Source organism: Paenibacillus sp. URB8-2, assembly GCF_013393385.1.
Lineage (GTDB): Bacteria > Bacillota > Bacilli > Paenibacillales > Paenibacillaceae > Paenibacillus_AQ.
On record NZ_AP023239.1, the window covers coordinates 2,222,055 to 2,239,514 of the forward strand.

A 17,460-nucleotide genomic window follows, 5' to 3' on the forward strand; every position below is an offset into this window, starting at 1 on the left:
ATAACTGTAACCTGACTATAAAAGGGGCAACAAGAATCAATGTTAACGAAAGAAGAAATAAAGGCTTATTTAAAAAGATTAGGGATTAATGAAATTCAGCCGCCTACCCAATCTTTTTTAATTGAACTTCATAGAGCTCATGTGCAAAATATTCCATGGGAAACCGTCGATATTTTTGCCGGAAGGCCGGTTTCTATCGATATTAGAGAATCTGTACAGCTTATGATAAACCGCAGAAGCGGTTATTGTTTTCACCTCAATGGTGCGTTTAGCGCACTCCTTCGTTCCTTGGGTTATCAGGTTTCTTGGCATAGGGGCGGCGTCCAGCCCGTGGGAGAAGAGCCTCGGATAGACTCTTTTCACCTTGGATTAACCGTAAGCTTGGACAAAGAGCAAGAGGAAGAGAGATGGATCGTTGATGTTGGCCTGGGGGATATGCCCTATGAGCCACTGCCGCTGCAGGCGGGAGCCTATGAGCAGGGTCCTTTTACTTATGGGGTCAAGGAGTCTGGTGTAGTCAAGAACGGTTGGAGATTGGAGCATGATCTTCCCGCTCCGTTCATTGGAGTGGATTTTGCTCCCGAGGCTGTGCTTAATATGGAGGAATTCGAGCCAAAACATGATTATTACAGCCGGTCAGCGAATTCACCTTGGATGGATCTGTTCCTTATTCAACATAGGCATGCTTTAGGAAGCAATGAACTTAGAGGTTGTATCTGGAGCAAACGGGGACCAAGAAGTAACGAGAAAGTAGAGATACGTAACAAATCGAAATGGCTTGAAGTACTGGGGGATATTTTTGGGGAACACCTGGTTAACTATTCCAACCAAGAACGGGATGATTTATGGAAGAAGGTACTGAAAAACCATGAAGAATGGAAAAAATCGAAGGGAAACTAAGATGGCTAAAGGGTATGTTTGATTGCTATTTATGACATGATGTATTATTGAAATAACAAATTTAAAATAAAGGAGCTTGCCAAATGGCTGTTGACGCTTATCTGAATTTTAATGGCAATTGTCGCGAGGCCGTGGAGTTTTACGCGAAAGTTTTTGGGACGGAAGAGCCTAATCTGATGACCTTTGGGGAAGCGCCTCCCAACCCGGATTATCCGCTTCCGGAGGAAGCGAAAAACTTGATCATGCATACCCGGCTTGACATCTTTGGCAGCAATGTTATGTTTTCCGATGTGTTCCCCGGCATGCCATTTGTGGTAGGCAATAATATTAGCCTTGCTCTAGTGACCGAAGACATTGAAGTCTTGCAATCTGCTTTCGGGAAACTCAAAGAAGGTGGAAAAGTAGGCATGGAGCTTCAAGAAACTTTTTGGAGCAAATGTTACGGAAGTCTGTCGGACAAGTTCGGTGTGGTATGGCAGTTCAACCTTGGTTCGATGTAATAGTGAAAAGAAAGCGTTGGTTAGCCCCGAGGCTCCGCTAAAGACAAATGAAAGGCCGCGTCCAAGAACGCGGCTTCTTTGAGTTAAATAAACTTACTTAACGTCAGAAATGGCGTCGAACTTGTCTCTGTGCTCTGATTATCCATAGGTCTTCCGCTCTGTCTGATCAATTTCAAACTGGCTAATGAAACCAGGATGGTCTTCGCTCGTCTGCCTTTCATTCTATCGCTTCTTTTATACAGAAGCTTTTCTTGAGAAACTCTTCTTCCTCTTCGTTTCAAGTTGTTATAGGAAGTTGTGTTATTCATACGTTTCCGGTATCTCTTCGCGCTTATCGTCTTGCGTTTCCTGATTATTTTCTTCGTATCAGCAGGATGTATATGAGCAGGATGTACTTGAACAGGAGGATGCACTTCAACTGGACGCGCTTCAAATGGTTGCACTTCAACTGGAGGCACTTCAGCCGGATGCACTTTAGGGGGACCTGCTTCCGCCGTATTTTCAGGTGCCTGTTGCCTCCACGGTGTCAGGTTGAGGTAATTCTGGTACAGTTCCGCGCCTGAAGAATTATTGTCCCAGCACTTATCGGTTCCCGCAAAATGGACAATTTTATTATTAAAGTCATGATCGGTAACGCTCATGCTAAATAAATTAAAACGCAAATCCAACGGGACGTAATTTCTTCCGTAAACTACATTTAATGCATCCTGATCAGGCATGCTGGTATCGGGGGAATTCCGAAAAAAGTTAAGCATTTCTTCGTACCAGCCAACATTTTTGCGGATATTACTCAAGGAAAATAAAATAACTCCGGAATTAAAATAAAGCTCTGGATTTAACCCCTTGGAGCTGATAGTATGCGCCACTTCCATAATGCCCTGGTCCTTGATTGCGGCCAAATAACCTTCACCCAAGTCTACTTGCCACAGCTCCGCAATGTCTATGTTCACCAAAACATCGCAGTCCAGATAAATGATTTTGTCTACCGGAATTAATGCGGGAAGAAGCAATCGATACATGCAGGCCTGCGTCCAGGCGTTAATTGAGCCAATTCCAGCCATTACCTGAAGCATATCATGGGGTAGAGTCATGGAATAGAAATTAATCGTCTGGTTATAACCGGTGGTTAATTCAATGAGTTTTCCCTGGTTCTCTTCGTTTAAAGTCTCATCATGCAAAATATGAACATTAACGGGGGAACTCGTATTATGGAAAACTGACGCTAGAACGACCCCGGCATGCTCAGCATATTGCCCATCCTTATCCTGAAAAGCCAAGACTAGTTCGATCATCTGATTTATCCTCTCATAATGTTATTGTACGAATGTACCACATTATACGTTTGTCACGAACGAGTGATAAGGGCATTTCTCCTAAGTAATTGACCCAATTTCATGTGCAAAGCGCATTCCGGATATTCCGTTTTATATTAATCCCGCGCCTTATGCCGGAGCTATGGCTGAGGTTCATTTCGGTCGTTCTGACAGTTGCCTATGGAGGAGCTTCGATGGTGATCAGCCAGCTTTCAAACACGATTATCCGGTACTCCTTGTCGGAGTAAGTCCCACCAAATATTCGAGAACTTAGGCTCCCTCAGCTAAGGCGTCATCATACTTCATGGTGATGTCTTTTTGCTGTGTGGAGCTTAAAGATTCTTCAAAGGCAACCGATTATAAGGTATAATGCGACTGCACTTCGTTTCACCGGAAAGTAAAATCTATTATTTTGGAGAGAATTGATGCGTAAACAGTGGCCGACTGTGTTATTAACTGTGATATTTCTTATTATAATTCCCATATTATGGATATTTAATTATATGCATACAGCCTCTCAGCATGCTTCGTCGCAAGGAGGGGTGCTGGATTTGCGGAAATGGGACTTTCAGGCGAATGGGGCTGTTCCGCTTCAAGGGGAATGGGAATTTTACCGCGATCAACTGCTGACCCCGGAAAGCTTTCAAACGGCTCACTCGTCTCCTGGGAAGACACCGGAGTATACTGGTCTAGTTCATGTACCAGGCATCTGGAATAGCTATATAGGCAGTACCGGCAATCCCAGGGCTACTGGTTACGCGACGTTTCGCCTGCACGTTCTTGTCCCGGAGCACGAAAATAAAATTTACGGTATCAAAACGGATAATATTCGGTCTGCGAACCGGTTATTTATTAACGGGACAGAGATCGGAGCGAGCGGTGACCCCGCTACGTCAAGCAGAGATGGTGTGCAGCGCAATATACCCTATGCCGGGTTTGCTTCTATTAATGGAGGCGAAATTGAAATTCTTGTGCAAATCGCCAACTACAGCTATTCATCGGGAGGGATGGTATACCCTATCTCGCTTGGTGACTATAAAACGATAATGAATATTGAAAAAACAGAATTTTTTGGCGATTCGCTGATCGCATTCGGCTTTCTGGTTTCAACCATTTACTTTATGCTGCTGTACCGATTGCGAAGACAGGAGACTTCCCTTTTGTATTTGGGAGGGATTTCATTATTTGCCTGCATATATGTGCTGACTCATGGCGAGAAGATCATAGGAGACCTATTTCCCGCTCTTCCTTATGATGTGGTTTTAAGACTGCAGATGATAGCTTCTGTGGGAGTGTACTTTTGCGTCGTTCATTATGTTGCGGTGCACTCACAGGCGGCCGTTCACAGACTTGTGATGCTGCTGTGCAGATGGATTTCCGGGATCGACCTGATTATAGCAGTATGTGTTCCTACTCTCCTGTTCTCCAGGTGGGATGGGGTATGGCTCGTATGGTCTGTGTTCTTTGTCGGTTATATCATTTATTTGATGATCAAAAACTTGCGTTTGCGTACCGTGGACAGGTTCTTCATGCTTGTAAACATGATAAGTCTGCTTATCGTCATTATTGTCAGTCTGCTAAATGTATATGGCAAGCTGGAGAGTCAATTGCTAAGCTCATACGGTATACTGCTCTTTCTTATCGCACAAGCGTTGCAGTCCGCTTTTCGGTCTGCGAATTCATTCCATGAAGTAGAGCAGCTGTCGCAAAGGCTTCTGACGCTTGACGGGCTGAAGGACGAATTCATGGCCAGCACGTCTCATGAACTGCGGACACCGCTCCACGGAATTGTAAATATGTCGTCTTCTCTGCTGGAAGGGGTGGCGGGTGAACTGAATCCGAAGCAGCAGCATCATCTTTCCATGATTGCAGCGACAGGAAAGCGGTTATCCTTACTCGTTAATGATATTCTGGACTGGGCCAGGCTCAAAAATGGCGACATTATCCTTGCGCAGCGTCCGGTAGATCTTCGGCCTGTTGTTTCTGTGGTTCTCGATATCCTTACCTTTACAACCGGCAGCGGCAAAAGACTGCAGTTCGTGCAGGAGTGGCCTGAAAATCTGCCGCTTCTGAATGCCGATGAAAATCGCTTCCAGCAAATTTTGTATAATTTATTGGGAAATGCCATTAAATTTACGGCTGAAGGAACTATAACGGTTTCTGCCGAAGATTATGGCCGGGAAGTGAAGATTGCAATAGCGGACACCGGGATTGGCATTGCCGCTGAACGGCATGATCAGATATTCCTGCCATTCGGGGAGATTGGAAAGCCGGTAGACCCTGCTTTGCTTGGAATGGGGCTTGGATTAAGTATTACGAAGAAACTCGTTGAACTTGGAGGCGGCCGGATATGGGTGGAATCCGAGCCGGATAAAGGATCGGTATTTTACTTTACGGTTCCTGTGGCGGACATCGCCCGTTCTCCCGAATCGAAGACCGGATTAACACAAGTCACCTTCATTGGCCACGGTCCAACTGCCCAGATAGAGGTGGCTGCCGTATCGGATATGAAGCTTGTGGAGGGTACTTTATTAATTGTGGACGATGACCCTGTAAATCTGCAGGTATTAACGGATATCCTTTCCGTTAACAACTACCGCGTAGTTGCCGTCGATAAAGGGACCGCTGCATTGGAAGAGCTGTCTCTGAACCGAAATATCGATCTGGTCATTACCGACTGGATGATGCCGGGGATGTCAGGTCTAGAACTATGCAGGGAGATTCGACTGACATTTCCACTTTCCAGACTGCCGGTTCTGATGCTGACGGCGCGAAGCCGCGCGGATGATATTGAGCTTGCCTTTCAGTCCGGAATAAATGATTTTCTGAGCAAACCCGTTGATGCAATAGAGCTAAGAGCGCGAGTACGCACCTTAATTACGCTTCGTAGGTCCGTTCAGAACGCAGTGCGCACAGAGATGGCATTTTTGCAGGCGCAGATTAAACCGCATTTTTTGTATAATGCTCTTAACACAATCACCTATATGTCCAAAGTGGAATCATCCAAGGCAACCCAGCTGCTTCTGGATTTAAGCAAATATTTACGGGGAAGCTTCGACTTTCAGAACCGCGACAAGCTTATTCCGCTTCATAAAGAATTAGAGCTGGTCAAGGCATTCTTATCATTGGAAAGCGCACGTTTCGAGGAACGCCTGAAGGTAACGTATGACATTCATGCATCGATGAATACCCTCCTTCCGCCTCTTACCATTCAACCGATCGTAGAGAATGCGGTCAGGCACGGCATTATGAAAAAAGCGGCAGGAGGCACCATTCAACTGGTCGTTCAGGAAACCGATCGGACGATCAAGGTGACGGTAACGGACGATGGGGTAGGGATGCCGAAGGAGCGGCTGGATATGATTTTGTCGGGGGAATCAGGCTCGGGTGTGGGGCTAATGAATATTGACCGGAGACTTCTGTCGCTGTATGGAAAGGGCCTGCAAGTGGAGACCCGGCCGCATCAGGGAACTGAGGTTTACTTTGAGATACCTAAAGAAACAGCCGGCGGTTACCGACATGGAGAGGAGGAAGCTTTATCCTAACATGCATACTGATTGATGACGAAAAGCCTGCCCTGATGTATCTGGAAATGATGCTGCTCACCGATGGACGTTTTCAAATTGAAGGGAAATATACATCTGCCAAAGCAGGGCTAGAGCATCTGGCAGGGTCCAGAGTGGATGTTGTTTTTCTCGATGTGGAAATGCCCGAAATGAACGGTCTGGAAGCGGGGGAGCACATTCAGCAATTGAACAATGACATCCGCATCGTCTATGTGACAGCATATTCGGATTATGCGATTGAAGCCTTCGAAATTCATGCGCTGGACTACATATTAAAGCCGATTGACCCGGATCGTTTGGCTAAAACACTTCATTATATCGAACGGAGCATCCCGGTCAGGGAAGTGAAAAGCTTCGGCAATTGGAGAGTACGCTGCTTCGGTCATATATCTTTTGATGACGGTGCGGGTAATGAGAGGCAGTTGAAGTGGAAGACGGTGAAAGCCCAAGAGTTGTTTGCTTATTTGCTCCATCACCGGGAGCGGTGGATTTCCAAGGATATCCTGCTGGAGACACTTTGGCCCGATTATCCCAAGGACAAGGCATTGACCTACTTACATACCACCGTGTCCCAGATTCGAAAGCTGGTCAAAGAGTGGCAGGGCCAAATATCCGTTGAGTACGCTCTGGACAGCTACCGTCTCGTCATGGATGGAATCTTGTGGGATGTATCGGAGTTTGAGCAGGCAACTGATAAAGAGTCTGCCATTACCGAACAGAACCGGTTTTTTTATGAAAATATCATTGCACTCTACCGCGGCGATTACTTGGAAGGATATGATTATCCTTGGGCGGAGACGCTAAGGAGCAATTTGCTGGAACGTTATCTGAATCATGTGATGAGGATTGCAATCTATGAAATGGAACATGGTTATCAACGAAAAGCACTTGAGCGGTTGCATTTAGTTCAGCAAAAAGCCCCCTACTCGGAAGAAATATGTCGTCTAGTGCTTACCAATTATGCTCAGCTTGGCGATTACGCTTCATTGAACCGTCATTACGAAGCCTTTGTTAAACTCTTGGATACAGACCTTGGAATTGAACCCAGTCAGGAAACGACAAGTATCTATAATCAGTACGTTTAATGATAAGCCCTTTGGCCCTTCTTTTATGAGGTCTGGGGCTTTTTTCGTTTTAGAATCGGTTTAGAAGCCTTTGCTATAATCGGTTTTGTGAAAAATGTAGAAATAAGTAGAAATAGAAATAGGACGAAAGGAGATTGACAAAATAGAAGGCAGGAATATGAGCGTAGATTCAATACCAAATATGACAGGGGGTTTGGGATGAAAATGAACAGATTCAGAAAAAGCTTTTCTTTATTCGGGGCATTATTATTGCTTGTTAGTTCCTGGCTCCCATTGAACAGCAAAGTTTATGCCGCAGATCCGGTGAATGATTTCACGCCAGGGACAAGCGCCCAGCAATTGGTTAACCATCTTACTCAAGGCTCGCCAATCAGTGTGGTTCCGAACTCGGAGACGTTAAAAGGATCGTTAAGTAATACTTCAACGTATTCTAAATTGGATGCAGAAACTTTATCGGATAGCACTCGCCTGACTCTTAATCAAGGTATCTTTATTAATTCTACTGACGGATCAGGAGCCGCTTATGGCGATGAACAGCTCCAAGCTGTGCTGACAGGTGCAAATAATTATAGTGAAGTTACCAATGCATCGGCGCTTCAGTTTCAATTCACCGTACCTGAGGGGAAGACATCGATTGCGTTGGATTTTATTTTTGCGAGTCAGGAAAGCTATACTTCCGATTATGATATCGCTGCTGTCTTCGTTGATGATGTCAACTATGCGTTTATGCCAAACGGTTCGATCTTGCGTGTCAATCAAGCGGCAAAGCTTGAAAACTATACTCCCCCCGTATTATCGGATTGGAGTTCATGGTCGCCTCCCCAAACACTGGTAGGTCTGCTTGATCCCAATCGTATGGTACATACTCTTCGGATCGCTGTTGCCAATACAGATGATGATATTGCCGCATCAGGTATTTTTGTCTCAAATCTTATCCCGGGCAATTCTACGGAAGGAGGGGTCGTTACTGAAGCTGCAACACCGACTGCGAATCCTACTGGAGGCGAGGTGGCAGCAGGCACAACGGTAGCGCTGGCTACAAGCACCGACGGGGCGACAATCCACTATACAACAGACGGCAGCACTCCAACGAGCAGCAGTCAGGTGTATAGTACACCGATTCCCGTAAACGCTGCGATGACGATCAAGGCGATTGCGGTGAAAGCAGGGCTGAGCGATAGTGCCGTAATGAGTGAAAGCTATACGATCACTACGCCGCAGAACAGCCTAGTTACCCCGACGAGCGCGAGCTTTGATAAGTACGCGGCATCGGCAGGCTATGCGGATGTGGAAACAACGTTGACGCTGAACGGCAATACGCTGAGCAGTATTGATAACGGCGGCACGCCGCTGACCGAGAACACGGACTATACGGTGAGCGGTAGCGCGGTAACGATAAAGAAAGAGTACCTGGCGGCGCAGCCGGAAGGTACAACGAATTTGACGTTCACCTTCAGTGCGGGAGCGCCGCAGACGCTCGCGATTGCGGTAAGCGACACGACGCCGGAGAACAGCCTGATTACGCCGACGAGCGCGAGCTTCGATAAGTACGCGGCATCGGCCGGGTATGCGGATGTGGAAACCACGCTGACGCTGAACGGCAACACGCTGAGCAGCATCGAAAATGGCGGCACACCGCTGACCGAGAACACGGACTACACAGTAAGCGGCAGCACAGTGAAGATCAAGAAGGAATACTTGGCGGATCAACCGGAAGGTACGACGAGCTTGACGTTCGCCTTCAGCGCGGGAGCGCCGAAGACGCTCGCGATTACAGTGAGCGACACGACGCCTGTCTCACCAGGAGTCCCTAAGCTGAAATCGGCTATAGCTGGTAATGAAAAGGTAACTCTCAACTGGAGTCCAGTAAATGATTCAACGGGTTATAAAATTTATCAAAGTGTAACTTCTGACACCTATGGAGCAGAAGTGGCTACGGTTCAGGGATCTGTATATTCCTACAACGTAACGGGATTGACCAACGGAAAGACGTATTATTTTGTGGTCAAAGCGACAAATCCTGGAGGAGACAGCGCCGCTTCCAACCAAGTGAGCGCAACGCCGAAGACTGTTCCGGTAGCGCCCGCAGACATCGCCGCAACTACAGGAAACGGACAAGCAACCATTACCTTTACGGCTCCTGCGGATAACGGAGGAAGTGCAATTACTGGTTACGAGGTCACTTCTTCGCCAGGCAACATTATCGCGACAGGAACAACCAGTCCCATTACAATAACAGGACTGCAGAATGGAACGACTTACACGTTTACAGTAAAAGCAATCAATAGTGCTGGCAGCAGTGTGGCATCCGCTGTCTCCAATGCCGTCACACCGCTTGCACCGTCCAGTGGCGATGGCGGCAGTACTCCTGCTGTGCCGACTGCTCCAAGCGCACCGGAGCCAACGAACACAGGAGTCGATGCACTTGTCAATGGAAACGTGCAGACTGTGGGCACAGGAACAACAAGCAAAGTGAATGATCAAGCGGTCACAACCGTAGTGATTGATCCGAAGAAGCTTGACGACATCCTTGCAGCAGAAGGTCAGAATGCGGTGATTACGATACCGGTGAATACGAAAGCGGATGTCGTGATTGGCGAACTGAACGGCCAGATTATCAAAAACATGGAGCAAAAACAGGCGGTCCTGGAAATCAAAACCGAGAACGCCACCTACACATTACCTGCCCAACAGATCAATATTAATAATATTTCGGATCAGCTTGGTAAACAGATAGCGCTTCAGGATATCAAGGTGCAGATTGAAATTGCCGCGCCAACTGCAGATACGGCAAAGACCGTAGAGAACTCGGCGGCCACAGGCCAGTTCACGATTGTCGTTCCTCCGCTTAACTTTACCGTCAGAGGAGTTTACGGGGATACCAAGATTGAAGTATCCAAGTTCAATGCTTATGTGGAACGGACGCTTGCCATTCCGGATGGTATAGACCCCAATAAAATCACTACTGGAGTTGTGATTGAACCGGATGGAGCCGTCCGCCATGTGCCAACGCAGATCATTAACATTGACGGTAAATATTACGCAAAAGTGAGCAGTTTGACGAACAGTACGTACTCGGTTGTCTGGCACCCTCTTGAGTTCAAGGATGTCGCCAAGCATTGGGCAAAAGATGCGGTGAACGACATGGGTTCACGAATGATCGTCACCGGCAGCGGCAATAATATGTTCAACCCTGATCAAGATATTACTCGTGCGGAATTTGCAGCAATCATCGTTCGGGGACTGGGACTGAAGCTGGAGAGTGCGGCTGCTCCATTCTCGGATGTACAGCAATCGGATTGGTATAACGATATTATTCAAACATCCTATGCCTACAATCTGATCAGCGGTTTTGAAGACGGCACCTTCCGTCCGAACGACAAGATTACGAGGGAACAGGCGATGACAATCATCGCGAAAGCAATGACGATCACTGACCTGAAAGCAAAGCTGCCTTCTAAAGCAGCAGGAGAAGTTCTGAGTTCATTTGGGGATGCGAATAAGATTTCCGGGTGGGCGAAAAATAGTGCTGCTGACTGCTTACAAGCAGGCATCATTTCCGGCAGAACCAGCAGCCAACTGTCACCAAAGGATAACATCACCAGAGCCGAAGTTGCCGCTATTATTCAGAGACTTCTACAAAAGTCTGAATTGATTAACTAACATTCGTTAGAGTTATTCTCCAGAAAATGCTTGGAGGATAACTCTTTCTTTTTGCATTTGCCGACTGCCCTTGAAAAGAGAGTTGGACAGGCAGCTAATACAGCCCAATTAATTACCTAGCTATCAACTACAGCAAAGCCGCACGAACCCTTTCGGGTATTCGGCGGCTTTTTGTATCAAATTCATGCGAATCTAGTGATCGATCCTTCCGTACAGCTGTTTAATTACATCTTCGATCCTCGGCTCCTGAACAGTCAAATTGTGGATATCCAGAAGGTCGGTGAGCTGCTTGATCATTGGGGCCACCTGCTTGTCGTCTTCGATCCGGAAGAACAGTTGGCTGTCCTCCCGCCGTTCGACGGAAGGTCCGTTCCAGGCGGCTTCGTCCCAATTCGGCGCATCCACGACAAGGTAACGGAAGCCTCCAAACTCAGCGGTCATTACTTCCGTGCTGCCGTCAAACAGAATTTGCCCTTTGTCGATGAAGATGACCCTGCGGCATAATTTTTCGATATCGTCCATGTTGTGCGTCGTTAAGATGATCGTGATTTCTTGTTCTTTGTTGATCTGCTGAAGAAAGGATTGGATTTTTTCCTTCGCTATGATGTCAAGCCCGATGGTCGGTTCATCGAGAAAGAGAATTTCCGGCTCGTGGAGCAGGGACGCGGCAATGTCTCCGCGCATTCGTTGGCCCAGGCTGAGCTTACGCACCGGCGTTGAAAGGAAAGAAGACATTTCAAGAATATCGGTGAACATCTCCAGATTGCGCTGGAAGCGGCCTTTCGGAACATCGTATATTTTGCCGAGAAGCTTGAAGGATTCGATGAGCGGCAAATCCCACCAGAGCTGGGTGCGCTGTCCGAATACTACCCCGATATTCCTCGCATGCTGCTTGCGGTTCTTATGCGGCTCCAATCCCTTGACCAGAACGTTTCCCGAAGTGGGAACAAGCACACCGGACAGCATCTTGATGGTGGTTGACTTTCCGGCCCCGTTCGGGCCGATATAGCCGACGAAATCCCCTTTCCGTACAGTAAACGTCACATGGTCCACTACATTTTTTGTCTCTTTTTGCATGGAAAAGACGGATTTCAGCAGCTTGAATGAGCCTGCCGGCTTTTTGGGGGAATGGAATTGTCTGACCAAATTGTCCGCTATGATAATGTCCAAATTATGTTCCCGCTCCTTTGTAAGCATTTATTCCTTTTGTCCACACGAAATAAGTGACCGAGACCAAGAGCAGCGCCACCAGCGGCGTGAAGTATATCAACAGAGGAGAGAATCCGCCGTCCGTCCGGTTGCCCAGTAAAAAGGAAGAAGGATAATAGCTGATGAACGCGACAGGCAGAACGAAAGTCAGCAGAACCTGGAGGACGCGGTTATAGATGGACAGCGGGTAGCGGGTGAACTGCGCGAGCAGCTGATCCAGAATATGGCGCATAGCTCCGCCCTGCAGTGTCCAGAACACCATGCAGCCGATCAGCATTTGAAGCGACCATTCGATGGCCGCGCCGCATAGAACGATGACGAGCAGATAGGCGATCTTCAAGAACGTCCAGTCCGGAATGTGGGCCATGGATACGGCGAGCCCGATAAGGCCTGCCAGCATATCGCCGAATCCGTAGATTTGAATGTTGAAGGCGGCAAAAGAAAACATCGGATTGAGCGGCCTGACCAGGAAGCGGTCAAATTCGCCGTTCCGGATCAGCGAGTCGAGAAACCAGCTTTGCACAAAAAAGGCGATAAAGATGCCGTGCGTCGTCCGCCAGAGCGAAGTCATGAAGATAAGTTCGTAGGTTCCCCAACCGTTAATAACGGGAACCTTCTGTGTGATGACCCAGGACACCAGGATAAAGGACAACCCGAGAAACGTGATGCTCAACACACCGATGGCGAAATTCAGCGGATACGCCATGTGCGAGCGCAAATTTGCCGATTGCATTGCGATATACAGCTTGATATGTCTGCCGATCAATGGGACCCGCTCCTCACTTGTTATTATCCTCCCGAAATAACCAGCCTGCGTTCGATCCGTCTGAGTACCAGCCTGCTCAGCAGCAGCAGGGCCAGACACCACGCAGCCTGAAAGGCAAGCTGCTCCCAGATGGCGGTTCCCGTTATTTTTCCAATAAACAAGGATAAAGGAATATTGAAAATCCCCTGGAAAGGAAGCCATGAGAGGAATCGGGCCACCGCCTCCGGGAAGAACCAGAGCGGAACCATTGCGCCGGAGCAAATGTCGGTGATGACGGTCTTGAACATCTCGATCCCCCATGTTTCCGTAAACAAGACGGCCGACATGCCAACGATAAAATTGATCAAAAAGGACAGCAAAAAGGCGAACAGGACGCTTGCCGCGAAAGCGGCGGCCTGCAGACCGGTCGGATAATCAACGGGGAAAAACAAAAGGATCGCAATCAACTGCGGAATAACGGCATAAATCATACTAAACATGAAGACGCCGACCGCTTTGGAGAAATGCATCCATTCATAATCCCACGGCTTCTGCATATCGAACACGATGGAGCCGTCTCTGACTTTGTCGCTGATTTCATAAGAAATGGAAGGGGGGATGATGGCAAACAGGATGACGGAAAGCATAGCGTAGGTCTGCATTCCCTGCGAAGACACTCCCGTGGATAGGGCAAGGCCCTGTCCGCTCTCGTAAATGGCCTTCCACGCTTCGCGGAAAGCGATTACCAAAATAAACGAGTTCATTACGCGCAGCAGCAAATCAAATTTGTATACCTGCGTGTTTTTCAGCGTGGTTATCGTATAGGCGGCATATTTCCCCACAGCACCACTCTCCTTGCGAAATGGATGATTATCCCGTCTGAATGCATTTCATTATTTTATTGCAAATCGGTCGCTTTCGGCTTTCAAATTTTTCGGGAAAAAAATTATAACATTCTCGGCTTCGCACCTTCTGATGGATTCCGCGCATATCCTAATCCAAATGGCATTGCCGTCAGGGTGCAAGAGGAAGGCCAACAGGAGAGCGGCAGAGAAAAGAGGGGAATGATGAACAGCTACCGGTGTGAATGGAGAGGTCCTGTCAATAGAATGAGCGGGCTGGGTATCGCCAGCCGGGCCTATGTGCAGGGCTTGCGGCGGCAAGGTGTGCATGTGCAGGTTGGCGCCGGAGCGTTAAAGCGCCTGGGAACCCGGCGTTCGGCTGTCAAGAAAGTGCTGATCTGCCATGTTCCGCCGAACCATGTTCATGTCAAAGAGGAGAGGAAGCATTATGACTATGTGATCCTGAACACCGTTTGGGAGACGACGCGGATACCGAACCGCTGGAAGCCCCACATGAATAAATTTGATGCGGTATTTGTGCCCACGCTTCATAACAAAGAAGCCCTCCGAAAGAGCGGTGTAAAGGTTCCCGTCTTCATCGTGCCTCATGGCGTGAACGCGAAGGAATACCGTCCGGGCATTCCCAAGCTGAGAATACCGGAGAGCAAAGGGAAATTCGTATTTGTATCCGTCTTTGGCTTCCAGCATCGCAAGAATCCGGAAGGGCTGCTTCGGGCCTATTGGGAGGAGTTCTCCGCCCGCGATTCCGTGCTGCTCGTGATCAAGACCAACGGCTACAGTTCCCGTGAGAATGAAGCCTGGATCAAGCAGCGAATTGCCAGCTACAAGAATAAGCTGGGTTATGGCAAAAGCGCCGCTCCCGTTAAGATCATCGGCAGGCAGATCACTCCCGGACAGCTGAAAGGGATTTTTACGCTGGGGGATGCTTTTGTTCTTCCAACCAGAGGAGAAGGCGTAGGCATGCCGTTTCTTGAAGCAATGGCCAGTGGTATTCCGGTTATAGCAACGAGATGGGGAGGCCAAATGGATTTTTTGAACAGCCAAAATTCATTTCTGGTGGATTACGTGCTCCAGAACCCGGCTGTCAGCATGAGGAGCAGTCACGCCATATCCCGCAAATTTCATGAACTGTTCGCGCAGCAGGGGCAGCTATGGGCGGAGCCTCGGCTTCAAAGCCTCAAACAGCAGATGAGAACCGCCTATCAGAATCCTCTTCTTTGCAAGAGAAAAGGCCAGCAGGGGCGTAGGGATGCGCTCGGACTTTCCTGGGACCGGTCGGGCAGGATGATGAAGCTGGCCATCGAACAGGTAATCGGAAGAAAGAAATAAAGGGTGCGGGCTGCCGCCAAACACAAGGAATTCCGCGTGTTCGGCGGCTTTACGCTTTGAAGGTTTCCCTATGGTATACTGGGGATTGCAATGGAAAATTTATGATAAAAGAAGGCGAGGGAACTCATGAACTACAGAACACTTGGAAGAACGGGATTAAAAGTATCTGAAGTCGGTTTTGGAGCCTGGGGAATCGGCAAGACGTCATGGATCGGCGCGGATGATCAAGAATCGATCAAAGCGCTGAACCGGTCGATCGAGCTCGGTTTGAATTTTATTGATACTGCGCTTGGATATGGGGAAGGGCACAGCGAGAAGTTGGTCGGACAAGTCGTCCGGGAACATGCGGGGAACATTTATGTAGCGACCAAAATCCCGCCGAAGAACAGACAGTGGCCCGCCCGCAGCGGTGTGCCGGCCCAAGAGACATTCACGGCGGAGCATGTGATTTCCTGCACGGAGCAAAGCTTGCGCAACCTCGGTCTAGAAACGATTGATGTTCAGCAGTTCCATGTCTGGTCGGATGAGTGGGTCGGAACAGGAGATTGGCTGGAAGGTGTGCAGAAGCTGAAGGAACAGGGGAAGATCCGGTTCTTTGGAGTTTCCATCAATGACTATCAGCCAAGCAATGCGATCAAGCTGATTGAAAGCGGTCTCGTTGATACCGTGCAGGTTATCTATAATATTTTTGAACAAAGTCCGGAGGACGAGCTGCTGCCGGCGTGCGAGAAGCATGAAATCGGGGTGATCGTCCGGGTTGCGCTGGATGAAGGCGGGTTAACCGGAAAAATCACGCCGGAAACGACCTTCGAGCAAGGTGATTTCCGCAATCATTATTTCAGGGGTGACCGCAAGCGCGAGGTGTATGAACGGGTGCAGAGCATTGCCGCCGACCTCAATATCCCCGTGGACGGCATCGCCGAGACGGCGCTGCGTTATGTGCTCAGCAGCCCGGCCGTTTCGACGGTTATTCCGGGCATGCGCTCCGTTACCAATGTGGAACGCAATATGAAGATCGGAGACGGTTTGGGGCTTCCAGCGGACCAGCTGGCTAAGCTGAAGGCGCACCGCTGGGTTCGCAATTTTTATAACTGACTCGGTATGATGAAGCCGCTATGGACACTTTCGGGTGTCCGGCGGCTTTATTTTGCGCCTTTCGCATAATCCAGATTTAAGGTAGAATGATTGAAACTGGTTTCAATATTTGTTGAAGAGAGGTGAACAAGCCGATGACAACCATTATCGATGTGGCCCGCCTGGCCGGAGTGTCCAAGACAACCGTTTCCCGGGTGATCAACAACTATCCCCATATTTCCCAGGACAAAAAAGAGCAGGTGCTCAAGGCAATGGAGCAGCTAGGATTTACGCCAAATCCTTCCGCAAGAAGATTAAGAGGCCAGCTTGCCACAACCATCGCGGTGGTAGTCCCGAAGATTGTGAATCCGTTCTTTTCCTATTTGGTGGACGCCATCGAACAGGTAGGTTACCGGAATGGCTACCAGACCCTGATCTGCCAGACGAACGAGGATAAAGAGAAAGAGCTATCCTATTTAAATCTGCTGAAGACGAAGCAGGCGGATGGAATCATTATGGCATCCATTGAGAATGATTGGGAGGACATTAAGCCTTATACGGAATACGGTCCCATTGTGCTGTGCAACGAATACATCAACAGGCCGGATGTCCCCATGATCAGGGTAGACCAATATCAAGGAACCTACATCGGCGTCAAGCATCTGATCGAAAGAGGGCATCGGAAGATAGCTTACTGCACCGGCGGATTGTTCACGGCATTTGGAAAAGACAAGGATCGGAACTTGGGTTATCAAAAAGCGCTGGAAGAAGCCGGCATCCAAGTGAATCCGAGCTGGATTCTGGTTGATAAGCATACGATTGAAGACGGAAAACAAGCGATGCAGCTGCTTCTCGATATGAAGGACCGTCCGACGGCCGTATTTACCGGGAGCGATGAAATTGCCGGAGGGCTGATGATGGCCGCGAAAAAAGCCGGCTTGTCCGTTCCTCAAGATTTAGCCATCATCGGTTTCGATGATCAACCCATAGCGGAAGTACTTGATCCGGGACTCACAACCATTCGGCAGCCTATTGAACAAATGGGGAAGAAAGCGGGGGAGGTTCTTCTGAACATCCTGAACCAGTCCGGCCCCGATTCGGCGGTGTATGAACTTCCCGTAGAATTGATCGTCCGACAATCCACTTGACATTAAAGAGTGGATCATGCGGATTGTCTTTTTAATATTTGGGAACGTTACCAACGGTTTGGATC

General features: G+C 48.5%; 12 protein-coding genes. 8 read left to right on the forward strand and 4 right to left on the reverse strand.

What is annotated here, in order from left to right:
* Positions 1-39 precede the first annotated feature (39 nt).
* Positions 40-900: an arylamine N-acetyltransferase family protein gene (locus tag PUR_RS10145; RefSeq protein WP_179035138.1), complete on the forward strand. Its 861-nt coding sequence runs from the start codon at positions 40-42 to the stop codon at positions 898-900.
* A gap of 83 nt (positions 901-983) precedes the next feature.
* The gene (locus PUR_RS10150) at positions 984-1,400 is read left to right on the forward strand and encodes a VOC family protein (protein WP_179035139.1); all 417 of its coding nucleotides are present in this window, start codon (positions 984-986) and stop codon (positions 1,398-1,400) included.
* An 83-nt stretch (positions 1,401-1,483) separates the two neighbouring features.
* On the opposite strand, the gene PUR_RS10155 is transcribed toward PUR_RS10150, so the two are convergent.
* The gene (locus PUR_RS10155; RefSeq protein ID WP_179035140.1) at positions 1,484-2,692 is read right to left on the reverse strand and encodes a glycosyltransferase family 8 protein; all 1,209 of its coding nucleotides are present in this window, start codon (positions 2,690-2,692) and stop codon (positions 1,484-1,486) included.
* A gap of 563 nt (positions 2,693-3,255) precedes the next feature.
* Here PUR_RS10155 and PUR_RS10160 point away from each other — a divergent pair.
* The 3 genes from PUR_RS10160 to PUR_RS10170 all read left to right on the forward strand — a co-directional run bounded on the left by PUR_RS10160 (position 3,256) and on the right by PUR_RS10170 (position 11,027).
* Positions 3,256-6,258, forward strand: coding sequence for an ATP-binding protein (locus tag PUR_RS10160; protein ID WP_232101796.1), 3,003 nt, complete (start codon positions 3,256-3,258; stop codon positions 6,256-6,258).
* 11 nt (positions 6,259-6,269) lie between these two features.
* Positions 6,270-7,364 carry a response regulator gene (locus PUR_RS10165; RefSeq protein ID WP_269474725.1) on the forward strand — a complete coding sequence of 365 codons (1,095 nt, stop codon included), beginning with the start codon at positions 6,270-6,272 and terminating at the stop codon, positions 7,362-7,364.
* 204 nt (positions 7,365-7,568) lie between these two features.
* The gene (locus PUR_RS10170; RefSeq protein WP_232101797.1) at positions 7,569-11,027 is read left to right on the forward strand and encodes a X2-like carbohydrate binding domain-containing protein; all 3,459 of its coding nucleotides are present in this window, start codon (positions 7,569-7,571) and stop codon (positions 11,025-11,027) included.
* Positions 11,028-11,219: 192 nt separating this feature from the next.
* On the opposite strand, the gene PUR_RS10175 is transcribed toward PUR_RS10170, so the two are convergent.
* The 3 genes from PUR_RS10175 to PUR_RS10185 are packed head-to-tail and all read right to left on the reverse strand — an operon-like array spanning position 11,220 to position 13,823.
* Positions 11,220-12,197 carry an ABC transporter ATP-binding protein gene (locus tag PUR_RS10175; RefSeq protein WP_179035144.1) on the reverse strand — a complete coding sequence of 326 codons (978 nt, stop codon included), beginning with the start codon at positions 12,195-12,197 and terminating at the stop codon, positions 11,220-11,222.
* A gap of 1 nt (position 12,198) precedes the next feature.
* Positions 12,199-13,002 carry an ABC transporter permease gene (locus PUR_RS10180; protein WP_179035145.1) on the reverse strand — a complete coding sequence of 268 codons (804 nt, stop codon included), beginning with the start codon at positions 13,000-13,002 and terminating at the stop codon, positions 12,199-12,201.
* 23 nt (positions 13,003-13,025) lie between these two features.
* On the reverse strand, positions 13,026-13,823 hold the full coding sequence (locus PUR_RS10185) for an ABC transporter permease (protein ID WP_179035146.1): 798 nt from the start codon (positions 13,821-13,823) through the stop codon (positions 13,026-13,028).
* A gap of 267 nt (positions 13,824-14,090) precedes the next feature.
* Here PUR_RS10185 and PUR_RS10190 point away from each other — a divergent pair, with 267 nt between their 5' ends.
* The 3 genes from PUR_RS10190 to PUR_RS10200 all read left to right on the forward strand — a co-directional run bounded on the left by PUR_RS10190 (position 14,091) and on the right by PUR_RS10200 (position 17,395).
* Complete coding sequence (locus PUR_RS10190; RefSeq protein WP_232101798.1) at positions 14,091-15,173, forward strand: glycosyltransferase; 1,083 nt, start codon at positions 14,091-14,093, stop codon at positions 15,171-15,173.
* A gap of 126 nt (positions 15,174-15,299) precedes the next feature.
* Positions 15,300-16,268: an aldo/keto reductase gene (locus PUR_RS10195; protein ID WP_179035147.1), complete on the forward strand. Its 969-nt coding sequence runs from the start codon at positions 15,300-15,302 to the stop codon at positions 16,266-16,268.
* Positions 16,269-16,402: 134 nt separating this feature from the next.
* Positions 16,403-17,395, forward strand: a complete 993-nt coding sequence (locus PUR_RS10200) for a LacI family DNA-binding transcriptional regulator (protein ID WP_179037846.1) — start codon at positions 16,403-16,405, stop codon at positions 17,393-17,395.
* The last annotated feature ends 65 nt before the right edge of the window (positions 17,396-17,460 follow it).

Coding starts and splice junctions, on each gene's coding strand:
- PUR_RS10145 (WP_179035138.1), top strand. CDS start 40: ATGTTAACGAAAGAAGAAATAAAGGCTTATTTAAAAAGATTAGGGATT.
- PUR_RS10150 (WP_179035139.1), top strand. CDS start 984: ATGGCTGTTGACGCTTATCTGAATTTTAATGGCAATTGTCGCGAGGCC.
- PUR_RS10155 (WP_179035140.1), bottom strand. CDS start 2,692: ATGATCGAACTAGTCTTGGCTTTTCAGGATAAGGATGGGCAATATGCT.
- PUR_RS10170 (WP_232101797.1), top strand. CDS start 7,569: ATGAACAGATTCAGAAAAAGCTTTTCTTTATTCGGGGCATTATTATTG.
- PUR_RS10190 (WP_232101798.1), top strand. CDS start 14,091: ATGAGCGGGCTGGGTATCGCCAGCCGGGCCTATGTGCAGGGCTTGCGG.
- PUR_RS10195 (WP_179035147.1), top strand. CDS start 15,300: ATGAACTACAGAACACTTGGAAGAACGGGATTAAAAGTATCTGAAGTC.
- PUR_RS10200 (WP_179037846.1), top strand. CDS start 16,403: ATGACAACCATTATCGATGTGGCCCGCCTGGCCGGAGTGTCCAAGACA.